Consider the following 17667-nt stretch of genomic DNA (forward strand, 5'->3'; position numbering starts at 1 on the left):
TGAACACCGATGCCGAAGACAGTCCGCAGCATCCACACCAGAGTCCGGTGGCGCTACGGGCAGCTCGTTGGGGTCCTCACCGGTCTGGCGGTGGCGCTGGTCACCACCGTGGAGAACCGGTGGGCACAGGCACGGGCGTCCGGTGATCGCGGTTCGGAGTCGGTGGAAAAGGCCGTGCTCGTCGCTATCGGTCTGGCCGTGGTGCTCGGGCTCGCGTTCGCCATCCGCGCCGTGGTGCAGAAATACCAAGGCCAGCTCCAGTGATCAGCGCGACCGGACTGCGCTGCGCCGGTGGCTGGCGTGCAGGAGTCAACGAAGGGAGCGACCAGGATGGCGACGACCGAAGAGATCGAACGCCGGGTTGAACAGGCCGACGCCGCTCGTAGCGCGAAACGCTCAGCCGTCGCGAAACGGGTCGGGGAACTCGCCCAGCAAAGGGCCTCGATCGCGGAACAGCTCAGCGACATCGAGCGTGAGCTCGGGGACGTGCTTGCCGAATCCACGGACGTCATGGAGATCGCCGAGCTGGCGCGCTTCACCGACATCCCGGCGGCTGACCTCAACCGGTGGCTGGGCAGTCGGAAGGCGACTCGCTCCAAGCGGAAGAAGCCTGCCGGGCGCGCGTCGAGCACGAAGAGCGCCGCGACCCCGGCATCGTCCACACGAGACACACCAGCGGCGGACGCGCCATCCACCCGACGCAAACCTCCCGCGCCGGGCGACGACACGGCGAACGCGTCCGACCCGGTGACCACGGAGGTCGGCTGATGCTATCCCGCGGCCTGGGCAACGACACCGGCTCGGAGTCGGTGGGACTGGCCTTGCTGTTCCCAGTCGTGCTGCTGCTGATCCTGTCGGCGGTGCAGGGCGGGTTATGGTGGTACGCGCACGCCGTCGCCAGCCAGGCAGCCCAAGCCGGAGTCGACGCTGGTCGTCCGGTCGGCGCCACGAACACCACGGCGGTCCAGTCGGCGCGTTCGTTCGCTGCCCGAGCGGGAAGTGGCGTGCTTGCCGCCCCCGAGGCGCAGGCCGTAGTCACCGCGGACAACGTGCAGGTCACTGTGTCGGGGTCTGCTCCACGTTTGCTGCCCATGCCGGGCCTAGACATCGAGATCTCCGCCACCGCGCGGGCCGTGAAGGAGCGCTTCACCGTGCCCCTGGCCGCCGGAGGTGGCTCATGAGCCGCAACACCCGACTCCGTCGACATGGTCTGCGGTCGCGGTGGTGGGGTGATGCGGGTTCGGTCAGCGTCGAGGCCGCGGTGCTCGTGCCTGCCGTGCTCTTCGTCGGGCTGCTGATCGTCGCAGGTGCCCGCACCTCCTCGGCGCAGCAGGCGGTCGACAATGCCGCCACCGCCGCGGCGCGGGCCGCCTCGATCGCCCGCGGCCCGGCTGCGGCGCAACAGGCCGGGGCGGCGGTGGCCCGGGAACGGTTGGCGCGCGAGGGCATCACCTGCCGCGAGTCCAGCGTGGCGATCGACGCCAGCCAGATCACGGTCGGCCGCGCCGGGTACGTCCGAGCCAGCGTCACGTGTCGCGTTCCGCTCGGCGATCTTGCTTTGCCCGTCCCGAACGGAACCCGAACGATCACCGGTGCCTTCACCAGCCCGGTCGACCCGTATCGAGGCATCCCATGACCTCCCGAGCAACGACGGCACCAACACCGCCGCGGGATGCCGGGTCCGTGAGCGTGATGGTCGCCGTCCTGGTGCCCGCGCTGCTGCTCGTGCTCGCCTTAGTCGTAGACGGCTCCGCGCGGCTGCGGGCGATCGCCCGCGCCGACGCGCTGGCCGCCGAAGCCGCCCGCGCGGCCAACACCGCGGTGGACACCCGCAGCCCCGCGGTCAGCATCGACACGACGACCGCAGCGCGCACTGCCGCCGACTACCTCGCTCGTGCCGGGTATCCCGGTCAGGTCAGCGTCGCCGGACCGCGCGCGGTCCGCGTGACCGTCACCGTCGTCGAGCCCACCCCCATCGGGTTGCTCGGCGGTACCGCCGAGGCGACGGGCACCGCGTTGGCCGAACTCGGCGTCGGCACCCGGACCGGTGACCTGCCATGACCGCCGCACCAGCACAGCGGATTCGCGGGGCACTCGCCGCGCTGGCCTTGCTTGCCTTCATTGCCGGGATACCGTGCGGACTTCTCGCGCTTGGCGCCGACCCGGCCCGCCTGTTTCCCGACCATTGGCCCGACCCGGCTCCGATCGGTCAATGGCCCGAACGGATCTGGAACGCGTTGCGGTGGGCGTGGCTGACCGGCGACCTCGTGCTCTGGCTGGTCGTGGCGGTGGCGTGGGCCGGCTGGTTCTTGCTGACTCTTTCCGTCGTGGTCGAGGTGATTCGCCAGACGGGGCACGGTGTCCGTACCGCCCGCGGTCTGCTGCGCCGGGTGCCGCGTGGCCGATGGATCGCCGGACTGGTGGCCGCCGTTCTCGTGGCCACCTCCGCCGGTACCGCAGGGGCATCGACAGCCCCGGCAACACCGGTTGCGGCCACCGCGCCGCCATGGCCCCACGAACATCCCGTCACGGCAGCCCGGGTCTCCGCAACGGACACCGCGACCGACCAGACTGCGGTGACGGTCGGCGCCCCAAGCACGTCGTCTCCCGCAGCGGCGGGAACAGACGACGCCGTGCCCTACACGGTGGTCCACGGCGACACCTTGTGGGACTTGGCCGAACGCCACCTCGGCCGTGGCACCCGCTACCACGAGATCGTGCGGCTCAACCCCGGCCTGCTCGCCGACAGCCCCGGCGACCTGGAACCGGGATGGACGCTGCTGTTGCCACCGGACGCCGTCGCCTTGCCCCATCCCGCGGACATCGCCACAGCGAGCGGGCGCACCGTCACCGTCGAGCCCACCGACACGCTCTCGGCCATCGCGGAACGCGAACTCGGCGACCCAGACGCCTGGCGCGCGATCTTCGACCTCAACGCCGGCCGCACCCAACCCGACGGCCGCGCGCTGCGCCACCCCGACCAGATCCTACCCGGCTGGCACCTCGTCCTGCCCGCCCAAGCGGCACCACCACCCGCGCAGCCACCAGAGCAGCCCGCGACGCCACCGAACAGCCCGGCACCCGCTCACGCCCCAGAAGGCCCGGCTACCTCCGCCGAGCAGCCCGCCCCGCCGCACGCACCTCGAGGAGAACAGCCGGACATGCCCGAGGCACAACCCGGAACCGGTATCGCACTGCCGACCGGTGCGTTCGTCGGCCTCGGACTGGCTGCCCTGATCACCCTCGCGATGATCACCGTCCGACTCCGGCGCCGCCGCTGGTACCACCCCGGCGCACGCGACGACGCTGACCCTGCCGGCCTCCCGGTCGTCCGCGCACTGCGCATCGCCCACGACACCACCGCGCCCCAGCCGGTCGACGACAACCCGGCCGCTGCGCCCGCACCACCTGGACATCCACGACCGGCCGACATCCACGCCCGCGACCGAGCCCAGGCCACGGTCCGTGCTGTGCTCCCGGCACCCCAGGACACCTCGCTCGGCGTACGCGACGGGCACGCCATCGCGCTCGACCTCGCCAGCACGCGAGGACTGGGACTCACCGGTCCCGGTGCCCACGCCGCCGCACGGGCCTTGATCACGACCCTGCTCGCGCAGGCCACCAGCGATGACCTCGACGCCATGATCGTGATGCCCGCCGACGACGCCCGCGCGCTCTTCGGACACGACCTGCCGGATCCCGTCCCGGACCGGCTCCTCGTCGTTGACGACCTGCCCGCAGCGCTGGCGACGTTGGAGGCCGAACTGGTCGCCCGCACCGACACCGGCGACCTCGCGCGGGACGACCCACCAGCGAACACAGCGTTTTCGAGCGGCGACACCGGACCTGCCGTGGTGGTAGCCACGCCCACCGCGGACACGAACCGGCGTGCGCACGCCGTCCTCGACAACGGCGCGCACCTCGGTCTGGCTGGCGTGTTCCTCGGCCCCTGGCACCCCGGCGGCACCGTGCGCGTGCGCGACGACGGCACCGTCGAAGCGACCAGCCCCACCCTGAGCGATGACTTGGCCGGCACCCGACTGTTCACCTTGCCGGACGCCGACGCCCGTGACCTGCTCGCACTCCTGCACGCGGCCGAGCCCGGCAGCGACGACCCGATCCGAGACCGCACCGGCGCCAGCAGCGCCGTGGAAACGGGCACACAGCGGCAAAGCCGGGCCGAGAACACGACGGCGAGTCCCGAGCCACCCGTCTTCGAGTACGAGTTCGCTACCGAACCCGACGCCGCAGCCGTGACCCCACCGACGGAGACCGCCAGCGACAACCGCGGCGAGCACCCCACGACCGGACCGTCCGGACCGGCTGAATCAGAAACGACCGAGCCATCCCCGACGGAGGTCAGCAACCACCCACGCCCCTCGGCCGCCCGGCGCGACGACAACCCAACGACCGAGCCGCGCCCGGCCACAGAACCAGCCCCGGCCCCGCCACTGCACCTGCAGGTGCTCGGCCGGCTGCACCTGACCAGAGCGTATCCCGAACCCCGTGACCTCATCGACGTCCTCGCTCCGCGGCAACGCGAGATCCTGGTCTACCTGGCGCTACACCGTGACGGGTGCCGACGCGAAACCCTCAGCGCCGCGCTCTGGCCGGACGCGCCCGGCGAACGTCCCTACAACAGCTTCCACGCGACCCTGTCCCAGCTACGCCGCGGCCTTCGCCGGGCAAGCAACGACGACACCCTCGACATCATCGTCAACCAGGACAGCCACTACCGGCTCGACCAGACGATCCTGACCGCCGACCTCTGGCGGCTCCAGGACGCCATCACCGCCAGCCGCCAAGCCCCGGCAACAGAGGCTGTCGCGGCGGCGAATCGCGTCACCGAGCTGTACCGCGGAGACCTCGCCGAAGGCATCACCGCGGACTGGATCGACGGGCCCCGCGAAGCCCTCCGCCGCGATGTCCTCGACGCGCTCAGCACCCTGATCCGCAAGATCAGAACCGACAGCCCCGAACAGGCACTCGCTCTGCTGGAACAAGCCCGCCACCTTGACCCCTACAACGAGGCGATCTACCGCGACCTCATGCGTCTGCAGGCGCGCCTGGGCCAGCACGACAGCATCCCACGCACCCTGCACCTGCTCACCACATCGCTGGCCGATCTCGACCAACGCCCCGCCCCGAGCACCCTCAGCCTCGCGGACGCCCTACAACAGCCGAGAAATCACATATCCAACCGGCAGGCCAGCTAAACGAACCCAGCGCCTAACGCAGGAAGTAGACGCGAATCTCATAGCGATCCGCCAGTTTCCTGAGGCTGTCCAACACGAGCCAACGTCGTTATACTGGGTTAATTCCTCGCGGATACGTTGAACGCCGGGATGTGAACTTATTCGCGTGATTCCGGGAAGCGGCGGTGGCGGCCCGCGGAGGCGAGCTGCAGCACGGCCCGAGGCCAGTACTCTGCCGCGTGTACAACCGGCATGGAGTCGGCGGCGAGCCCGTAGACCTCTCGCCCGTCCACCTTCCTCTCGACCTTCCTTTCCGTCTTCCTTTCCGGGCTCCCACTAGAGAGGAAGGGGCGCGTCAAAGCCTTGTTGCAGGCCAACGCTGGGCAACCCCTTCCTCCGTGTTCCCCGACTTCGGTGCCGGCAGGCACGTGAACAGTCGGCTTGGGTGGTGTGTTGGCTATCTGATGCTCGCACTGCCTTCCGTCCGCAAGTCCCGTTCTGCTGTAGCCAGCTTCTTCTTCATTCTCCTTCGCCACAGCTTCCCTTCCATTCTTTCTTCTTTTTGATCCTAAGTGACTGCATGGCTCTTTCCGCCTTCTCCTTGCCCGCAAGATAAAACCTAACGATACAGAAACATGACTCATAGATGTTGACAACCATATAAACGGCGTGGCTGCAAGTGGTGTGATTCAAAAACCGCAAGATATCCAAAGAGAAATTCGTACTGAATCCAAGCTGTGCGGGTCGCGGGCGCGGGCGCTGGCTGCCGCTGTGCGGGTCGCGGGCGCGGGCGCTGGCTGCCGCTGTGCGGGTCGCGGGCGCGGGCGCTGGCTGCCGCTGTGCGGGTCGCGGGCGCGGGCGCTGGCTGCCGCTGGGCGCGGGCGCTGGCTGCCGCTGTGCGGGTCGCGGGCGCGGGCGCTGGCTGCCGCTGTGCGGGTCGCGGGCGCGGGCGCTGGCTGCCGCTGTGCGGGTCGCGGGCGCGGGCGCTGGCTGCCGCTGTGCGGGTCGGTCTCTTCCTCTGCGTCTTCCCAGCTCAAGGGCCCAACCGGCCCTGAGCGGCGAGGTCGACGCCGAAGGTAACGGCGAGATAACGGAACCCGGCTGGAGCTTGAAAGTGTCTAGGCAGTGTGTCAACCTAGACATGTAACCGAGACAGACCGGAGGGGATGAGACAGAGAAGGGCGTGAGGACCGGGACACGGCGTCCCGCGAGCGATCTCCTTCCTTTCTTCTCCTCAAAGGATTGGCCGTTACGAACCATAAGACCCGCATAGCGCGGGCAGCGGCTTGGGCCGCGCGGACAGCAGCGAAACCGTGCAGGGCAGTAGTGGGGAACGACGCGTAGCCAAACGCGCATTTCTAGTCTGAGATGCGTAGTAACTGCGCTTGCAGCCCCGTTATGTGAATCCCTTGCTATAGAGCGGAGTAGCGCGCATAAAGGCATGCCTGCCACAGGTGTGTCCCCAAGATAACTACATGGTGGTCTAGCACCGAAAAACGTCACAACGTGTGGGCGTCCGGATTGTGTAAAGCGGTTGCCGACATTGAACGACACTCTCTCAAGCGCGTCGCGCCTTTTCTGTTCATAGCACGCTATGTCTTACGGGCATGGTTCCCTGCGTTGTGCACTAGACATAACGGCTTCCCTTTTAGGGAGGTTCAGGGAATGCGCTACCGGCCGACCGGGCGCTATCGCTTGCGTTTACGCATCGCACGGACATAGAAGATGATCCCCTTTGCGTGAATCGCACCCGACGCGTCCACATTTCGGCCCGTACCAGTTCGCAACTGGCCTGAACCGCCAAACGACACGCAACTACAACATCATTGGAGGTTCTGTCATGACGCGTAAAGACTTCAAAGAAATTGCCGATTCCGTACGTCGGGAAGTTGTCGCCGACGACGAACGAAAAGCGCTCGCCGACGCCTTGTGCACGTACTTCAAATCGGTAAACCCCCGATTCGACCGCGACCGTTTCTTTGCCGCATGCGGTCTGTGACTCGCACTAATCCGCACCCGCTGGGAGTGTCAATCATGAACAACCCTGAAATTTCGTTTTCCGAAGATGCGCACTTGTTCTTCAGGCAGAATTTCCGTTACGGGACATGGGACGGTGAAGACTGCGCCCGAGATAATGACTGGTCCGGATTCGGGTTCGTGCTCGGATCGGGCGGTGACCCGCTGCCAATTCCCGGCGATTACCTCACCGGGCACCAGTGCGCCCACCTGGCGGACGTGTCCAACGGGCACGCGGCGGTGCGGCTCATGGAGGAAGCGGCACCCGGCAAAGCGGCCGAGTGGAACGGCCTTCTCGCCTACGACTACGGCGATTCCGCCGCACGTGAGGCCGCCGACCGTATCGGTGCCGCTCTCGCCGGATACCCGCTGCTCGACGACGAAGACCTGTCAGAGCGGGAATCCGAGAACGCCGCGCGCGTGCTGGTCGACTGCTACGACGTGCCCGAGGAAATCGCGGCGGACGTCGTTTCGGCGCTGAGCGATGACGGACAGACCTTGTGCACCGACTGTCACGGCTGGGATATCGACCACATCATGCCCGAGCTGGGATATCGGCAATGCGTCGAGTGTGACAAGTGGCTCGAAAGCGCTTGTGATGAGCCGCTGCATTACGACTGCGCCGAATACTACGCAGAAGACGACTGCGAATGCGTTTCGGCCATGGTCGACGGATACCGACACGGCAATCACACCGTAACCATGTCGGACGTTCGCGAAACATTGCGTGGCTGCGAACACTGTTACCCCGTTGTCTACCCCTACGGCAAAAACGTGGCGTAACGAACGCGGCCCGTCAAACGGCACTAGGAAAAGGAGTCACCGTGGATACCAACAACCCGGTTGCCGGAAGCGAGCAGGACCGGCAATACGCGATCTTTCGTGACTACGCCGACCAGCACGGAGCCCGGCGCGCGTACCAAGCATTATCCACCATGGGTGTCCACCATGAACTATTAGTGAGCCTGGTCGTGCGTTATCTCGCCGAATCGGGCCCACAAGGGAATGACCGGCCCGACGACGAAACCGTATTCGCCTACGGCACCGAGCACGGACACGTGCGCGTGATCCTTCGGTGGCGCGGATTGTGGCGCGGGTTGGCGTTCTGCTCGGTTGAGCCCGACGAAACCGAGCAATGGCACCGGCATTTCAGCGATGCCGAACGGTGGCTTTCGCAACGTGCCGCACTAAGCCGGGCAGAAGAATCCATGCGATCTCACTACCGCAACTAGCCGCACCGCGTTGTGCCGTTTCGGTGCCGCGCGCGTTCGCGTGCGGACGCCGTGACCGCACAACGGTTTCCGTATCACATCCGATAACGAAAGTGGGTCTGTCATGTCCAAAGAAACCAGCGAATGGCTCAACAACAATGTGTTGATTGGGTTCACCGACAAGCGCGGGCACGCGTGGCACTACCGGGCATCGGCGCAAGGCAGCGAGCCGAACCACTACGCCGGAGCAATCCCGGTCGCCGATGTGCAGCGGCGCTTGTTCCACTGGACCGCCGAACCGGAACCGGGGCTTGTGGCGGGCAAGTTCGGCCTTCGCCGCGTGCCCAACAAGCAAGCCATCACCGCATCGGATACCGGTGACGTCCTCGGGATCTTCGCCGACGGGTACACCGTGCACCAGTACCAGGAATGGCTACTGGACAAGGTCGGCACGATCCTGGACGACGGTCTGTCGATCGGTTCCGCGGGCCTGCTGCGCGACCGCCGACAGGCCTGGGTGAGCGTGGAAGTGCCCGAGAACATCACCACCCCGGAAGGCGTGGAGTTCCGGCCGAACCTGGTCGCCTGCACCAGCCACGACGGCAGCCTTGCCACCACCTACAAGCGCACCGTGACCAACGTGGTGTGCGACAACACGATGTCGGCAGGGCTGCGCGAGTACGGCCAGCAGTTCAAGGTCAAGCACTCCAAGAACGGCAAGTTCCGCATCGTGGAGGCCCGTGACGCGCTCGCGATGGTCCACACGGTGGCCGAGGAATTCGCCGCCGAGGTCAAGGCCCTGTGCGAAACGACCGTGACCGACCAGGCATGGCGCGCCTTCCTGGACGCACACACTCCGGTGCCCGAGGAAAAGGGACGCGCCCGCACTACCGCGACGAACGAACGGGCCGCGCTCAACCGGTTGTGGAACACCGACAACCGGGTCAGCCCCTGGCGCGGTACCGCGTGGGGAGTGGTGCAGGCCATCAACACCTACACCCACCACGAAGCGATCGTGCGCAACGCCTCCCGCGCCGAACGCAACATGTCCCGCGCGGTGGACGGAAAAGCCGACGCGCTCGACCAGGACACCGTGACCACGCTCGGCAAGGTGCTGGCCTCGGTCTGAAAAGGACTGTCGCCGCTTCGGTGCCCGCGCGGCCATGCGCCGCGCGGGTGCCGTGGCCGCGAGATGGCCACAGCCGACGCCCGAACCAATTCCGGCGCACACAAATCCGCGACACAGGAAGGAAAACGAACCCATGGACATGCAGGCATTTGCGGTAGCGATGGCGGAAGCGCTCGACGGGACGTGGACGGTCGAACCGGGCTACCACGGTCACCGCGACCGGGTCCTGATCGGCCCAGATGGTGAAGACGTTCACGTGTGCTACTCCGACTGGGAGAAGGCACCACGGCTCAGGCTTTCCGCCAGCCTCCCGGCCGAACTAGCGACTATCCGGAACCGCCACGGAAACCCAGCGCCATTACACGAAATTACGGTGTCCCCGGCCAAGACACCCGAAACCGTCGCCGCCGAGACTGCCCGGCGGCTGCTGCCCGGCTACCGGGCCACCCTCGCGGAAACCCGCGAGCTGAAACAACGAATCGATGACCAGGCCGCCGCACGCGACCGGCTCGCGCACGCCATCGCGGACCCGCTCGGCGCGACCGTCCAACCGCCCGGACTCAGCCCGCTCGGCTGCGACCCGCAGGAAGCAATCGTGCGCTACCAGGGGCCGCTGGCCGGCACCGCCACGGTGCCCCGCAACTGCAAGCACGTGGCGTTCGCCTTCTCGGTCGCGTCGGACGACGCCGCCAAAGTCGCCGCGTTCCTCGCGACATTCCCGCACACCGACCACCCGACCAAGTCCGAACCGGAAAGGAAACCGACGGACCAGGAGATGCCGCACTTCACTCGAGACCAGGTTTCCCGCGCCGTCAACGACGGTGCCGACCTCGTGATCGACGAAGTGGCCACGCGCGACCGTGACGACGACCTGATCAATCTCGTTGTGAACGCCGCGCTCACCCGCCTCGACAACCCCACCGCTGACCTGGACCAGGTCATCACCGAGTGCTACGACACCGAGCCCTCCGAGGTCCGCAGCTGGTGGAGCGACTGGTCCTGACCACCCAGCCCACGAACTCAATCCAGAGAGGACAGAGGGACCATGAGCAAAGGCACCATGAGCGGCGAGTGCGGAACCCCAGGGTGCGACAACATCGGCATGGGGATTTCCATTGCCGTGTCACACCCCAGCGTCTACCGGTGCAGCACGTGCCTGGACTGCATCAACGCGCTGGCCCCGCGCTGGACACCCGGTATGACCGACCGCGACGCCTACGACGCCCGTACTGACGCGATCGGCGAGATGGACGCCGACACCCTCCGCAGCGAAGCGGCACCTATCCTCACGCGACTCACCACGGCCCGTGACGCGTACGCCCGGCTGGCCGACCTGATCGGGGCCACCGCCGCACGGGACCTGGTGAGCGCTATCGTCGATGCGGGAGACCGCGTCATTGACGTCACGGTGACCAACTGGTGGGCCGCGTACCGCTGGCCCGCACACCACCGGACCACCGCCCCCGAGCAGGAGCGGTTCGCCTTTACCCACGCATGGCCCATCACGGTCAACGGACTCGGCATCGGCACCGTCCGCCGCATCACCGAAGGGGACCGCGAGCGCTACACCGCCCGCGACCTCACCGGCGGCAGCATCCGGCCCGACCTTCCCGCCGCCGAGGAACCCACCTACGGCACACCGCACGAGGCCGCGCGCGCACTCGCCGCCTGGGCCGCCCGCATGGGATGGGACCAGGACCACTGACCCGCCCGCGTTTGTCACCCGCCCGCTCGCCGCCTCGCCGCCACCGACGGCGGGGCGGCGAGCCCTGCCCACAGGAGCACCACCGATGAATCACCAGACCGACCACGACCCGCTCGCCGAGGCCCGCGCCGAGGCCGACCGGAACCGTGCCCGCGCCGACGCGGCGGAAGGGCTCGCGGCACTGCGCGCTGCCAGCCTCGCCGAACTCGCCGCCTACGCCGAAGAGCTGCGCTGCCAGGTCGCCGACCTCACCGACGACGCGCACACCCTGTTCAAGGCCACGCCCTACCCACCGGACGGGCTGCGCTACGTCACCGCGCGCATGAACCGCCTCGCCGACACCATGGCACGCGCCGCCGCCGGATACACCGGAGTCCGCGCCAAAGACATGGCCTACCCCCGCATTCTCGACGACCTCGCCGCGCACGGATGGGCCGCCCGCCCCGATCACGAACTCGACGGCACCCTGCCGCCGATCCCGTCCGCCGAATTGGGCGAGCGGCGCGGTTACCGGCGCGGCTGGGTCCGGGACGGGCACACGCTCACGTTGTGGTTCACCGGGCCGCACGGGCTGGCCTACGCCGATTCCAGTGAGCGCGGACGCCTGTTCGAGACCACCGAGGTTCGCGCTGTGATCACCGGCGAATCCGGTGCAACCGACCGTGCGCCCGTCACCCCGGGGCAACCACTCGACGCGAGCTATGCCCAGGTCGCCGAGTTCTTGCACGGGATGGGGTGGACCGGCCCCGCGGACACCTACGCCTGCGATGAGCACGGCATCCGGTGCACCACCGGGCCCGGCGTTCACGCCACCTGGACACGCCCCAGCAATCCGCAGGTCGAGCTGTCCGTGTGGGGCATCGGCGACGAGCCCGCCCACGCCCGCTACTGGGCCGGGCCCATCACCTCACTCGTCCAGCTCGCCCGCATCACCCGCCACCGCTGACCACCTCGCGCCCCAAGAGCAGCCGCGCAGGTGGGACCGCGTCGCGCAGAAGCACAGGAAAGCCAAGCAACGCAGGAGAAACAGCCATGACCGCATCAACAGAAAGTGACCCCGTACTAGACATTCTCGGCGACATCACAAAAATTTTCGGCTCACTGTTCGACCAGATGGACTGGGCCGAGGAGGAAATCGCACGAGCGATCACCACTAATCCAGCTGAGGCGGACACGCTCTACCACGGTTTTTCGCTGCTCACGCCCACGCATGAGCGCATGTCCCGCGAATTCGTGTTCCGGCCGCACTGCCGCGAAATCCTGAATCGGGTCGTCAACGGCGCAGACACCAGACCGGGCACGGCAGTCGAAGTGTGCTGCGCCTGCAGCGAAGTCAGCACGATTGCCCCGATGCGATCCGCTGCCGCCGGACTGTACGCCCGCATGTGGGCCGCTGCCTTCCCCGATGCTCGCGTGTTCGGTGAGCGGCAGTTGCACCACGAAGCGCTGGAAGGCTCGACCATCGACGACCTCGAAGCCGATGCCCGCCGCCGACTCGCGGTCAAAGATCGCATACTCGGCACCATCGAATGCGCCGGACGTCACCACGGCGAAATCGTTCAATGCAAATACGCCGGAGCTTGACCGCCACCCGTGCAACGCGCCGCCATGCGCGCGGATTCGTATCTACCTAATTCCATTACTGAAAGGGCATCGTCATGGCCACTGGAGCCGTCGTCAACGCGGCAACTCGACTCGATTGCGGACATGTTTCGGTGCCCGACGGAATCGGCACCGGATTCGCGACCGACTCCGCTACCGGCGCGACCATCTGCTACGCCTGCGCCACCGAACGACAGCGCGACGCACTCAACCACGCGACCCGTTTCGCCGCCTACGTCGCCTGCGACAGCGTGACACTCACGACCTGGTCAGGCGGGCATCTCGCCACCATCGACCCGGCCGACCGGCACCAGGCCGGCGAACGAGCCACCACGCCAACCGGGCACCGCTGGACCCGCTTTACGTGGCACGCCACCGACGGCGACGGCGGCCGATGGTTCGGCGTCAATGGCGGACCGGGCCTCGTGGTCTTCCTCCGCCGCCTCCGGGTGTGCGCCTGGCAAACCGAATTCGGCGACGGTCGCCCGCCGCGCTACTGCCATCGGCGCGCAACCCAACAGGTCAGCAGCGCACCGCACACCCTCTGCTGCCGCCAGCACGCCCGCATGGCGCGCGATCTCTATGCCTGGACCACCCAGCCGATCACCACCACCCGATAACGCCTCTGTGCAAGGAAAGGATCTGCCATGTTCACACCGAATCTCACCGCGACAGACGGCGACGTGTACGTCGCCCTCGCCGACACCACACAGACGTTCCCAGCAACCATCGAAAACGAGCGTTGGAACGGATTTGCTGTGCCCCGGTTCCGGCGCACTGTCGCCGAGGCCATTGCCTTGTGGCTCAACACCATGCACGACCACGACCCCGACGAATGGCCCGACACCGCCACTTTCGACGGTGACGTGCTGACGGTCCTCGAAACCGAGGAGCACAGGCCGGACCGGATCGAGCCGGACGAGAACAACCGCTACGCGATCGGCTATCGCGGGTGGTGCTGGGAACTCACCGCTCCGCCAACCGATCCGCAGGCTGATGCCGGTCTGCTGGCCGACTCCGCCCAGCTCGTGCCCGAGGACGACGAAATCCTGGTCACGATCAACATCGACGGTACGGACCCCGCCTTTCCTGCGCTCGCCTCGGAGATCCATGGGTGGAGCAGGGCTGGATGCCCCCGCTTCCGGCGCACCGTGGCCGAGGTGGTCGTCGCCTGGATCAGCGACACCGCCCGCAAATACCCGGGAAGGATCTGACCTCGCCTACTGGGACGGCGACACGATCGTCATGGTCGACCACCAGGCCATCGGCGAAGACGGATACCTGCCTGACCGGATCACCGCCGCCGAAGACGGCCGCTTCTCGATTGGTGCCAACTTCGAGTGGGAGCGCGCGGACTGACCGGGCCGGTAGCCGACCGCGAAGCGGGGCCCGGCCATCGCGGTCAGGAGGGGCCGTCCCTGACGGCCCCTCCGCTTTTCGCAGCCATGCCTTCAACCGGCGGCTGTGCCGCGCAGATGACAGATCGAACGACAGCGGACACAGAGGAAAGCCATGCATGCCAAGTCAAATCGCGTACGTCCACTCGGGCCTGTCGCTATCGACAAACTAGACCCGACGATGTTCGCAGGTGACGGCGAGCCCCGGGACACCGCCAACCAGGACGACATCATTCACGACAACACCCGCAAGGCCGGATTCGCTGCAACTGCCATCAACGCCTATGCCGCGCAGGTCGGCGGCGGCTACGAGACCTTCCACGCCCTCATGAGCGACTTCTTCGCAGACCTGCACCACCTTGCCGACGCCCTCGACATCGATCTCGCCGCCGCCATCAACGACGGCCGGGACGACTACCTCGCCGAGATCGGCTGCGATCGATAGCCGCCGAGCAGCGACAGGCCCGGCGGAAACGGAAGAAAGAAAGGAAAACAGCAATGACCGAAGTGAAACTGACCAAACTCACCAACGATAATGTTCGGGCGCTCAGGGAAACGATGAGCAGCGAGCAGGCGGCGAAAGTCCGGCAGGCCCGGCCCCCCGCCGTCGCGGCCGACCGAGACGCCCCGCCAGCATCCCACGTAAGAACCACGAAGCCGCATCCTGGCCCGTCGGCCGCACGTCGCTCCCGGCCACATCAATGACGAACAAAATCCGCCTGTGGGGACGGCATCCGATGTCATCCCCACAGGCCCGCTGTCCTGATTGGAGATCCGTATGAGCGCCCAAGAATTCCGTATCTCGTGGACATTCATGCAGAAGTTCGCGATGACACTCACGGTGGACGAAGCCCGCGCCGTCTTCACGCCCGATCCGTCAGCCGTAAACCAAGACGCGGACCGCGCCCGCCAGCAGCTCGCAGTGAGTGCGACGATCGAAGAGCTGCGGGACCTGCTGCAGAAGAACCCGACTGTTCTCTACGACGCGATGTGTTCTGTGGAGGACGACGAGGTCGAGCACGTGCGCCGCCTCGACAGCATCGAGATCGTCGGGTGAACGCGCATGGGCCACCACGACTGTCACGAAAAGACGGATGATCCGGACCTGGCTCGCTACGACATCATTCTGGTGAATTCCAGTGGCGGCAAGGATTCCCAAGCGATGCTCGACGTCGTCTGCCGCCGCGCGGCTGACGCGGGAGTTCTGGACCGGATCACGGTCCTGCACTGCGCGCTGGGGCGCGTCGAATGGCCAGGAACCGCGGACCTCGCTAGGCGGCAAGCCCTGCACTACGGCGTCCGATACGAGGAGCGCCACCCAGAGCAGGGAGACCTGCTGACCCAAGCCCGCCAGCGCGGGCGCTGGCCGTCGGCCACAGCTCGCTACTGCGCCTCTGACCAGAAGCGCGGCCCAGCAAGGAAACTCGTCACGCAGTTAGTCAACGAGCTAGGCACGATCAACCGGCCCGCTCAGGTGCTCAACTGCATGGGCCTGCGTGCCCAGGAGTCTCGCGCACGTTTGAAGAAGTTCCAGCAATGTTGCGCTGGCTGCATCACGGGTCCGGCGGGATTTGCCTGTGAGGTGGCGCGTGGCCGGTTCGCGCGACGACCGAGTTCTATCACGTGCCCGCCGTGTTGATCGAGGCGTGGTCCGGAACATCGTTTGAGATGGTGTAGCCTGCGCGCTATTGGTGCGTTCGGTGCATCATAGGGGGGCGATCTGGGACGACCTTGGTTGCGGAGGGTGACGATTGGTCGATGGGGGACGGACTGCGGGCCTCCGCCGTTCCGGCGTGTCGTCTGTTGTGCCTGGGGTTGCCACGTTGCATGTGGTGCCGGGTGTGTCGATGCTGCGGCCTGCGGAGGCGGTGTTCGAGAAGACCCTGCAAGGGTTCGCTGATCACCAGCGGGCTCGGCGGTTGACGAAGGACACGGTGCGCCAGCGGTTGCGGATGGCTCGGCAGGTGCAGGGGGTGGCGGACGGCTATCCGTGGGAGCCGGTGTGGAACCGGGGTCTGTTCGATCGGTGGTCGGCGATGCTGGCCGACAGCGTGGCCACGTCCACGATGCGCAAGTACCAGAACGATCTCGCGCTGTATCTGGCGTATCTGAGTGATCCGGCCTACGAGTGGCCGCAGGTGTGTCAGGGGTTGTTCGGCAGGTTCAACTCGTTCGCGCTGCGGGATCTGAACGCGGTCCGTCATGCGCAGGAGTACATCGGCAAGCCCAGCGGGAATCGGCCGCTGGCCCGCGAGGAGATCAAGCGCCTGTTCGGTTCCATGGAACCGGAGATCCGGCGGCTGCGGGCGGAGGGGCACAAGGGCGCGCTGACTGCGGCTCGTGACCTGGCGCTGTTGACCACGCTGTACGGCTGGGGCCTGCGGCGACGGGAGGCGGCGCGGCTGGAGACGCACGACTGGCGGAGGCAGGCGAAGCTGCCCGAGTTCGGCGACCTGGCGGCGCTGGCGGTGCGGTGGGGCAAGCCCAGCGCCGGGCAGCCGCCTCGGCGGCGGATGGTGATCTCGGTGTGGCCGTGGGCAGTGCAGACGGTGCAGGTCTACCTGGAGAACGTCCGCCCGCTGTTCTATGTCGACCGCGAGGACGACGGCGTGATGTTCCCGACCGAGCGCGACGAGATGATCTCGGAACGGGCCGTCAACCAGCGCTTCCAGCACTGGCGCGAACTGGCGGGCCTGCCGGATCATCTGGGCCCGCACTGCCTGCGGCACACGTACGTGACCAGGCTGATCGAGTCCGGCTACGACGGGCAGTTCGTCACCGACCAGGTCGGTCACTCCCACTCGGCGACCACGGCGATCTACACGGCGGTCAGCAGCGATTTCAAGAACCTGAAGGTCCGTGAGCACCTGGACGCGGCGGAGGAAGCCGCGTTGCAACGTGCCTTCGCGATGGCCGAGACGGAGGCGGAGATGGACGACGACTTCAGCGATCACGCGTCAGGTGAGCCTGCTGGCCGCCGGAGGAGGGTGCGATGAACGCGGTGTCCCGGCCAGGGCCGGACGAGCAGAACGACGACGTGCAGGCTCGGCAGCCACGCTACGAGTGGCGACTGCGGGAGCTGATGGCGGTCCGCAAGAACTGGTACACCACCACGAAGCTGATCCCGGAGTTGCGCAAGTACGGCTTCGAGTTCGACCGCAGCTCGATCTATCGCCTCGTCAGCACCGAGCGTCCGCCGAAGATGCCGATCGAGTTGATCCTGGCCCTGTGCAAGATCCTCGATTGCCGGTTCGAGGACCTGGCGGTGGAGATCGAGCCGCACCCAGCCGTCGAGGAGCCACCGCGCCGCGGCCCGCGGCCGGCCGTGCCGGACATGCCGTTGTTGTCCGCGGACTTCTTCGACGCCGAGAGCTGACCGAACACGGGTAACGCACGTGGGGAAAGGGCGAGG

21 protein-coding genes are annotated in these 17667 nt (G+C 67.1%); all 21 read left to right on the plus strand.

What is annotated here, in order from left to right:
* Positions 1-9 precede the first annotated feature (9 nt).
* A complete protein-coding gene (locus FCN18_RS30255; protein ID WP_110343904.1) occupies positions 10-264 on the plus strand; it encodes a hypothetical protein in 255 nt (84 codons plus the stop codon).
* A gap of 66 nt (positions 265-330) precedes the next feature.
* Positions 331-768, plus strand: coding sequence for a hypothetical protein (locus FCN18_RS30260; RefSeq protein WP_110343905.1), 438 nt, complete (start codon positions 331-333; stop codon positions 766-768).
* The gene (locus FCN18_RS30265) at positions 768-1181 is read left to right on the plus strand and encodes a TadE/TadG family type IV pilus assembly protein (protein ID WP_110343906.1); all 414 of its coding nucleotides are present in this window, start codon (positions 768-770) and stop codon (positions 1179-1181) included. The genes FCN18_RS30260 and FCN18_RS30265 overlap by 1 nt, the downstream gene beginning before the upstream one ends.
* Positions 1178-1636 carry a TadE family protein gene (locus FCN18_RS30270; RefSeq protein WP_110343907.1) on the plus strand — a complete coding sequence of 153 codons (459 nt, stop codon included), beginning with the start codon at positions 1178-1180 and terminating at the stop codon, positions 1634-1636. Before FCN18_RS30265 ends, FCN18_RS30270 begins: the two co-directional genes overlap by 4 nt.
* A gap of 56 nt (positions 1637-1692) precedes the next feature.
* Positions 1693-2061, plus strand: a complete 369-nt coding sequence (locus FCN18_RS30275; protein ID WP_228714211.1) for a hypothetical protein — start codon at positions 1693-1695, stop codon at positions 2059-2061.
* The gene (locus FCN18_RS30280) at positions 2058-5216 is read left to right on the plus strand and encodes a BTAD domain-containing putative transcriptional regulator (protein WP_110343909.1); all 3159 of its coding nucleotides are present in this window, start codon (positions 2058-2060) and stop codon (positions 5214-5216) included. The genes FCN18_RS30275 and FCN18_RS30280 overlap by 4 nt, the downstream gene beginning before the upstream one ends.
* A 1819-nt stretch (positions 5217-7035) precedes the next feature.
* The gene (locus tag FCN18_RS39260) at positions 7036-7194 is read left to right on the plus strand and encodes a hypothetical protein (RefSeq protein ID WP_158303192.1); all 159 of its coding nucleotides are present in this window, start codon (positions 7036-7038) and stop codon (positions 7192-7194) included.
* A gap of 35 nt (positions 7195-7229) precedes the next feature.
* On the plus strand, positions 7230-7994 hold the full coding sequence (locus FCN18_RS30285) for a hypothetical protein (RefSeq protein WP_137096688.1): 765 nt from the start codon (positions 7230-7232) through the stop codon (positions 7992-7994).
* Positions 7995-8035: 41 nt separating this feature from the next.
* Positions 8036-8443 carry a hypothetical protein gene (locus FCN18_RS30290; RefSeq protein ID WP_137096689.1) on the plus strand — a complete coding sequence of 136 codons (408 nt, stop codon included), beginning with the start codon at positions 8036-8038 and terminating at the stop codon, positions 8441-8443.
* Between the two features lie 103 nt (positions 8444-8546).
* Positions 8547-9551 carry a DUF932 domain-containing protein gene (locus FCN18_RS30295; RefSeq protein WP_137096690.1) on the plus strand — a complete coding sequence of 335 codons (1005 nt, stop codon included), beginning with the start codon at positions 8547-8549 and terminating at the stop codon, positions 9549-9551.
* 133 nt (positions 9552-9684) lie between these two features.
* Positions 9685-10554 (plus strand): hypothetical protein, encoded by an 870-nt coding sequence (locus FCN18_RS30300; protein ID WP_137096691.1) that lies wholly within the window; start codon positions 9685-9687, stop codon positions 10552-10554.
* Between the two features lie 42 nt (positions 10555-10596).
* The gene (locus tag FCN18_RS30305; protein WP_137096692.1) at positions 10597-11256 is read left to right on the plus strand and encodes a hypothetical protein; all 660 of its coding nucleotides are present in this window, start codon (positions 10597-10599) and stop codon (positions 11254-11256) included.
* Between the two features lie 85 nt (positions 11257-11341).
* The gene (locus FCN18_RS30310) at positions 11342-12202 is read left to right on the plus strand and encodes a hypothetical protein (RefSeq protein WP_110343914.1); all 861 of its coding nucleotides are present in this window, start codon (positions 11342-11344) and stop codon (positions 12200-12202) included.
* Positions 12203-12288: 86 nt separating this feature from the next.
* Positions 12289-12840 (plus strand): hypothetical protein, encoded by a 552-nt coding sequence (locus tag FCN18_RS30315; RefSeq protein WP_112276238.1) that lies wholly within the window; start codon positions 12289-12291, stop codon positions 12838-12840.
* Between the two features lie 74 nt (positions 12841-12914).
* Positions 12915-13478, plus strand: a complete 564-nt coding sequence (locus FCN18_RS30320; protein WP_110343915.1) for a hypothetical protein — start codon at positions 12915-12917, stop codon at positions 13476-13478.
* 63 nt (positions 13479-13541) lie between these two features.
* Positions 13542-14072 carry a hypothetical protein gene (locus FCN18_RS30325; RefSeq protein ID WP_137096693.1) on the plus strand — a complete coding sequence of 177 codons (531 nt, stop codon included), beginning with the start codon at positions 13542-13544 and terminating at the stop codon, positions 14070-14072.
* A 364-nt stretch (positions 14073-14436) separates the two neighbouring features.
* Positions 14437-14700 carry a hypothetical protein gene (locus FCN18_RS30330; RefSeq protein WP_110343917.1) on the plus strand — a complete coding sequence of 88 codons (264 nt, stop codon included), beginning with the start codon at positions 14437-14439 and terminating at the stop codon, positions 14698-14700.
* A gap of 333 nt (positions 14701-15033) precedes the next feature.
* Positions 15034-15312: a hypothetical protein gene (locus tag FCN18_RS30335; protein ID WP_110343918.1), complete on the plus strand. Its 279-nt coding sequence runs from the start codon at positions 15034-15036 to the stop codon at positions 15310-15312.
* A gap of 6 nt (positions 15313-15318) precedes the next feature.
* A complete protein-coding gene (locus FCN18_RS30340; protein WP_206078012.1) occupies positions 15319-15894 on the plus strand; it encodes an adenine nucleotide alpha hydrolase family protein in 576 nt (191 codons plus the stop codon).
* 208 nt (positions 15895-16102) lie between these two features.
* Positions 16103-17251: a tyrosine-type recombinase/integrase gene (locus tag FCN18_RS30345; RefSeq protein WP_137096694.1), complete on the plus strand. Its 1149-nt coding sequence runs from the start codon at positions 16103-16105 to the stop codon at positions 17249-17251.
* Positions 17248-17631 carry a helix-turn-helix domain-containing protein gene (locus tag FCN18_RS30350; RefSeq protein ID WP_112276242.1) on the plus strand — a complete coding sequence of 128 codons (384 nt, stop codon included), beginning with the start codon at positions 17248-17250 and terminating at the stop codon, positions 17629-17631. The genes FCN18_RS30345 and FCN18_RS30350 overlap by 4 nt, the downstream gene beginning before the upstream one ends.
* The last annotated feature ends 36 nt before the right edge of the window (positions 17632-17667 follow it).

Source organism: Prauserella endophytica (assembly GCF_005146945.1).
Classification (GTDB): Bacteria; Actinomycetota; Actinomycetes; order Mycobacteriales; family Pseudonocardiaceae; genus Prauserella_A; species Prauserella_A endophytica.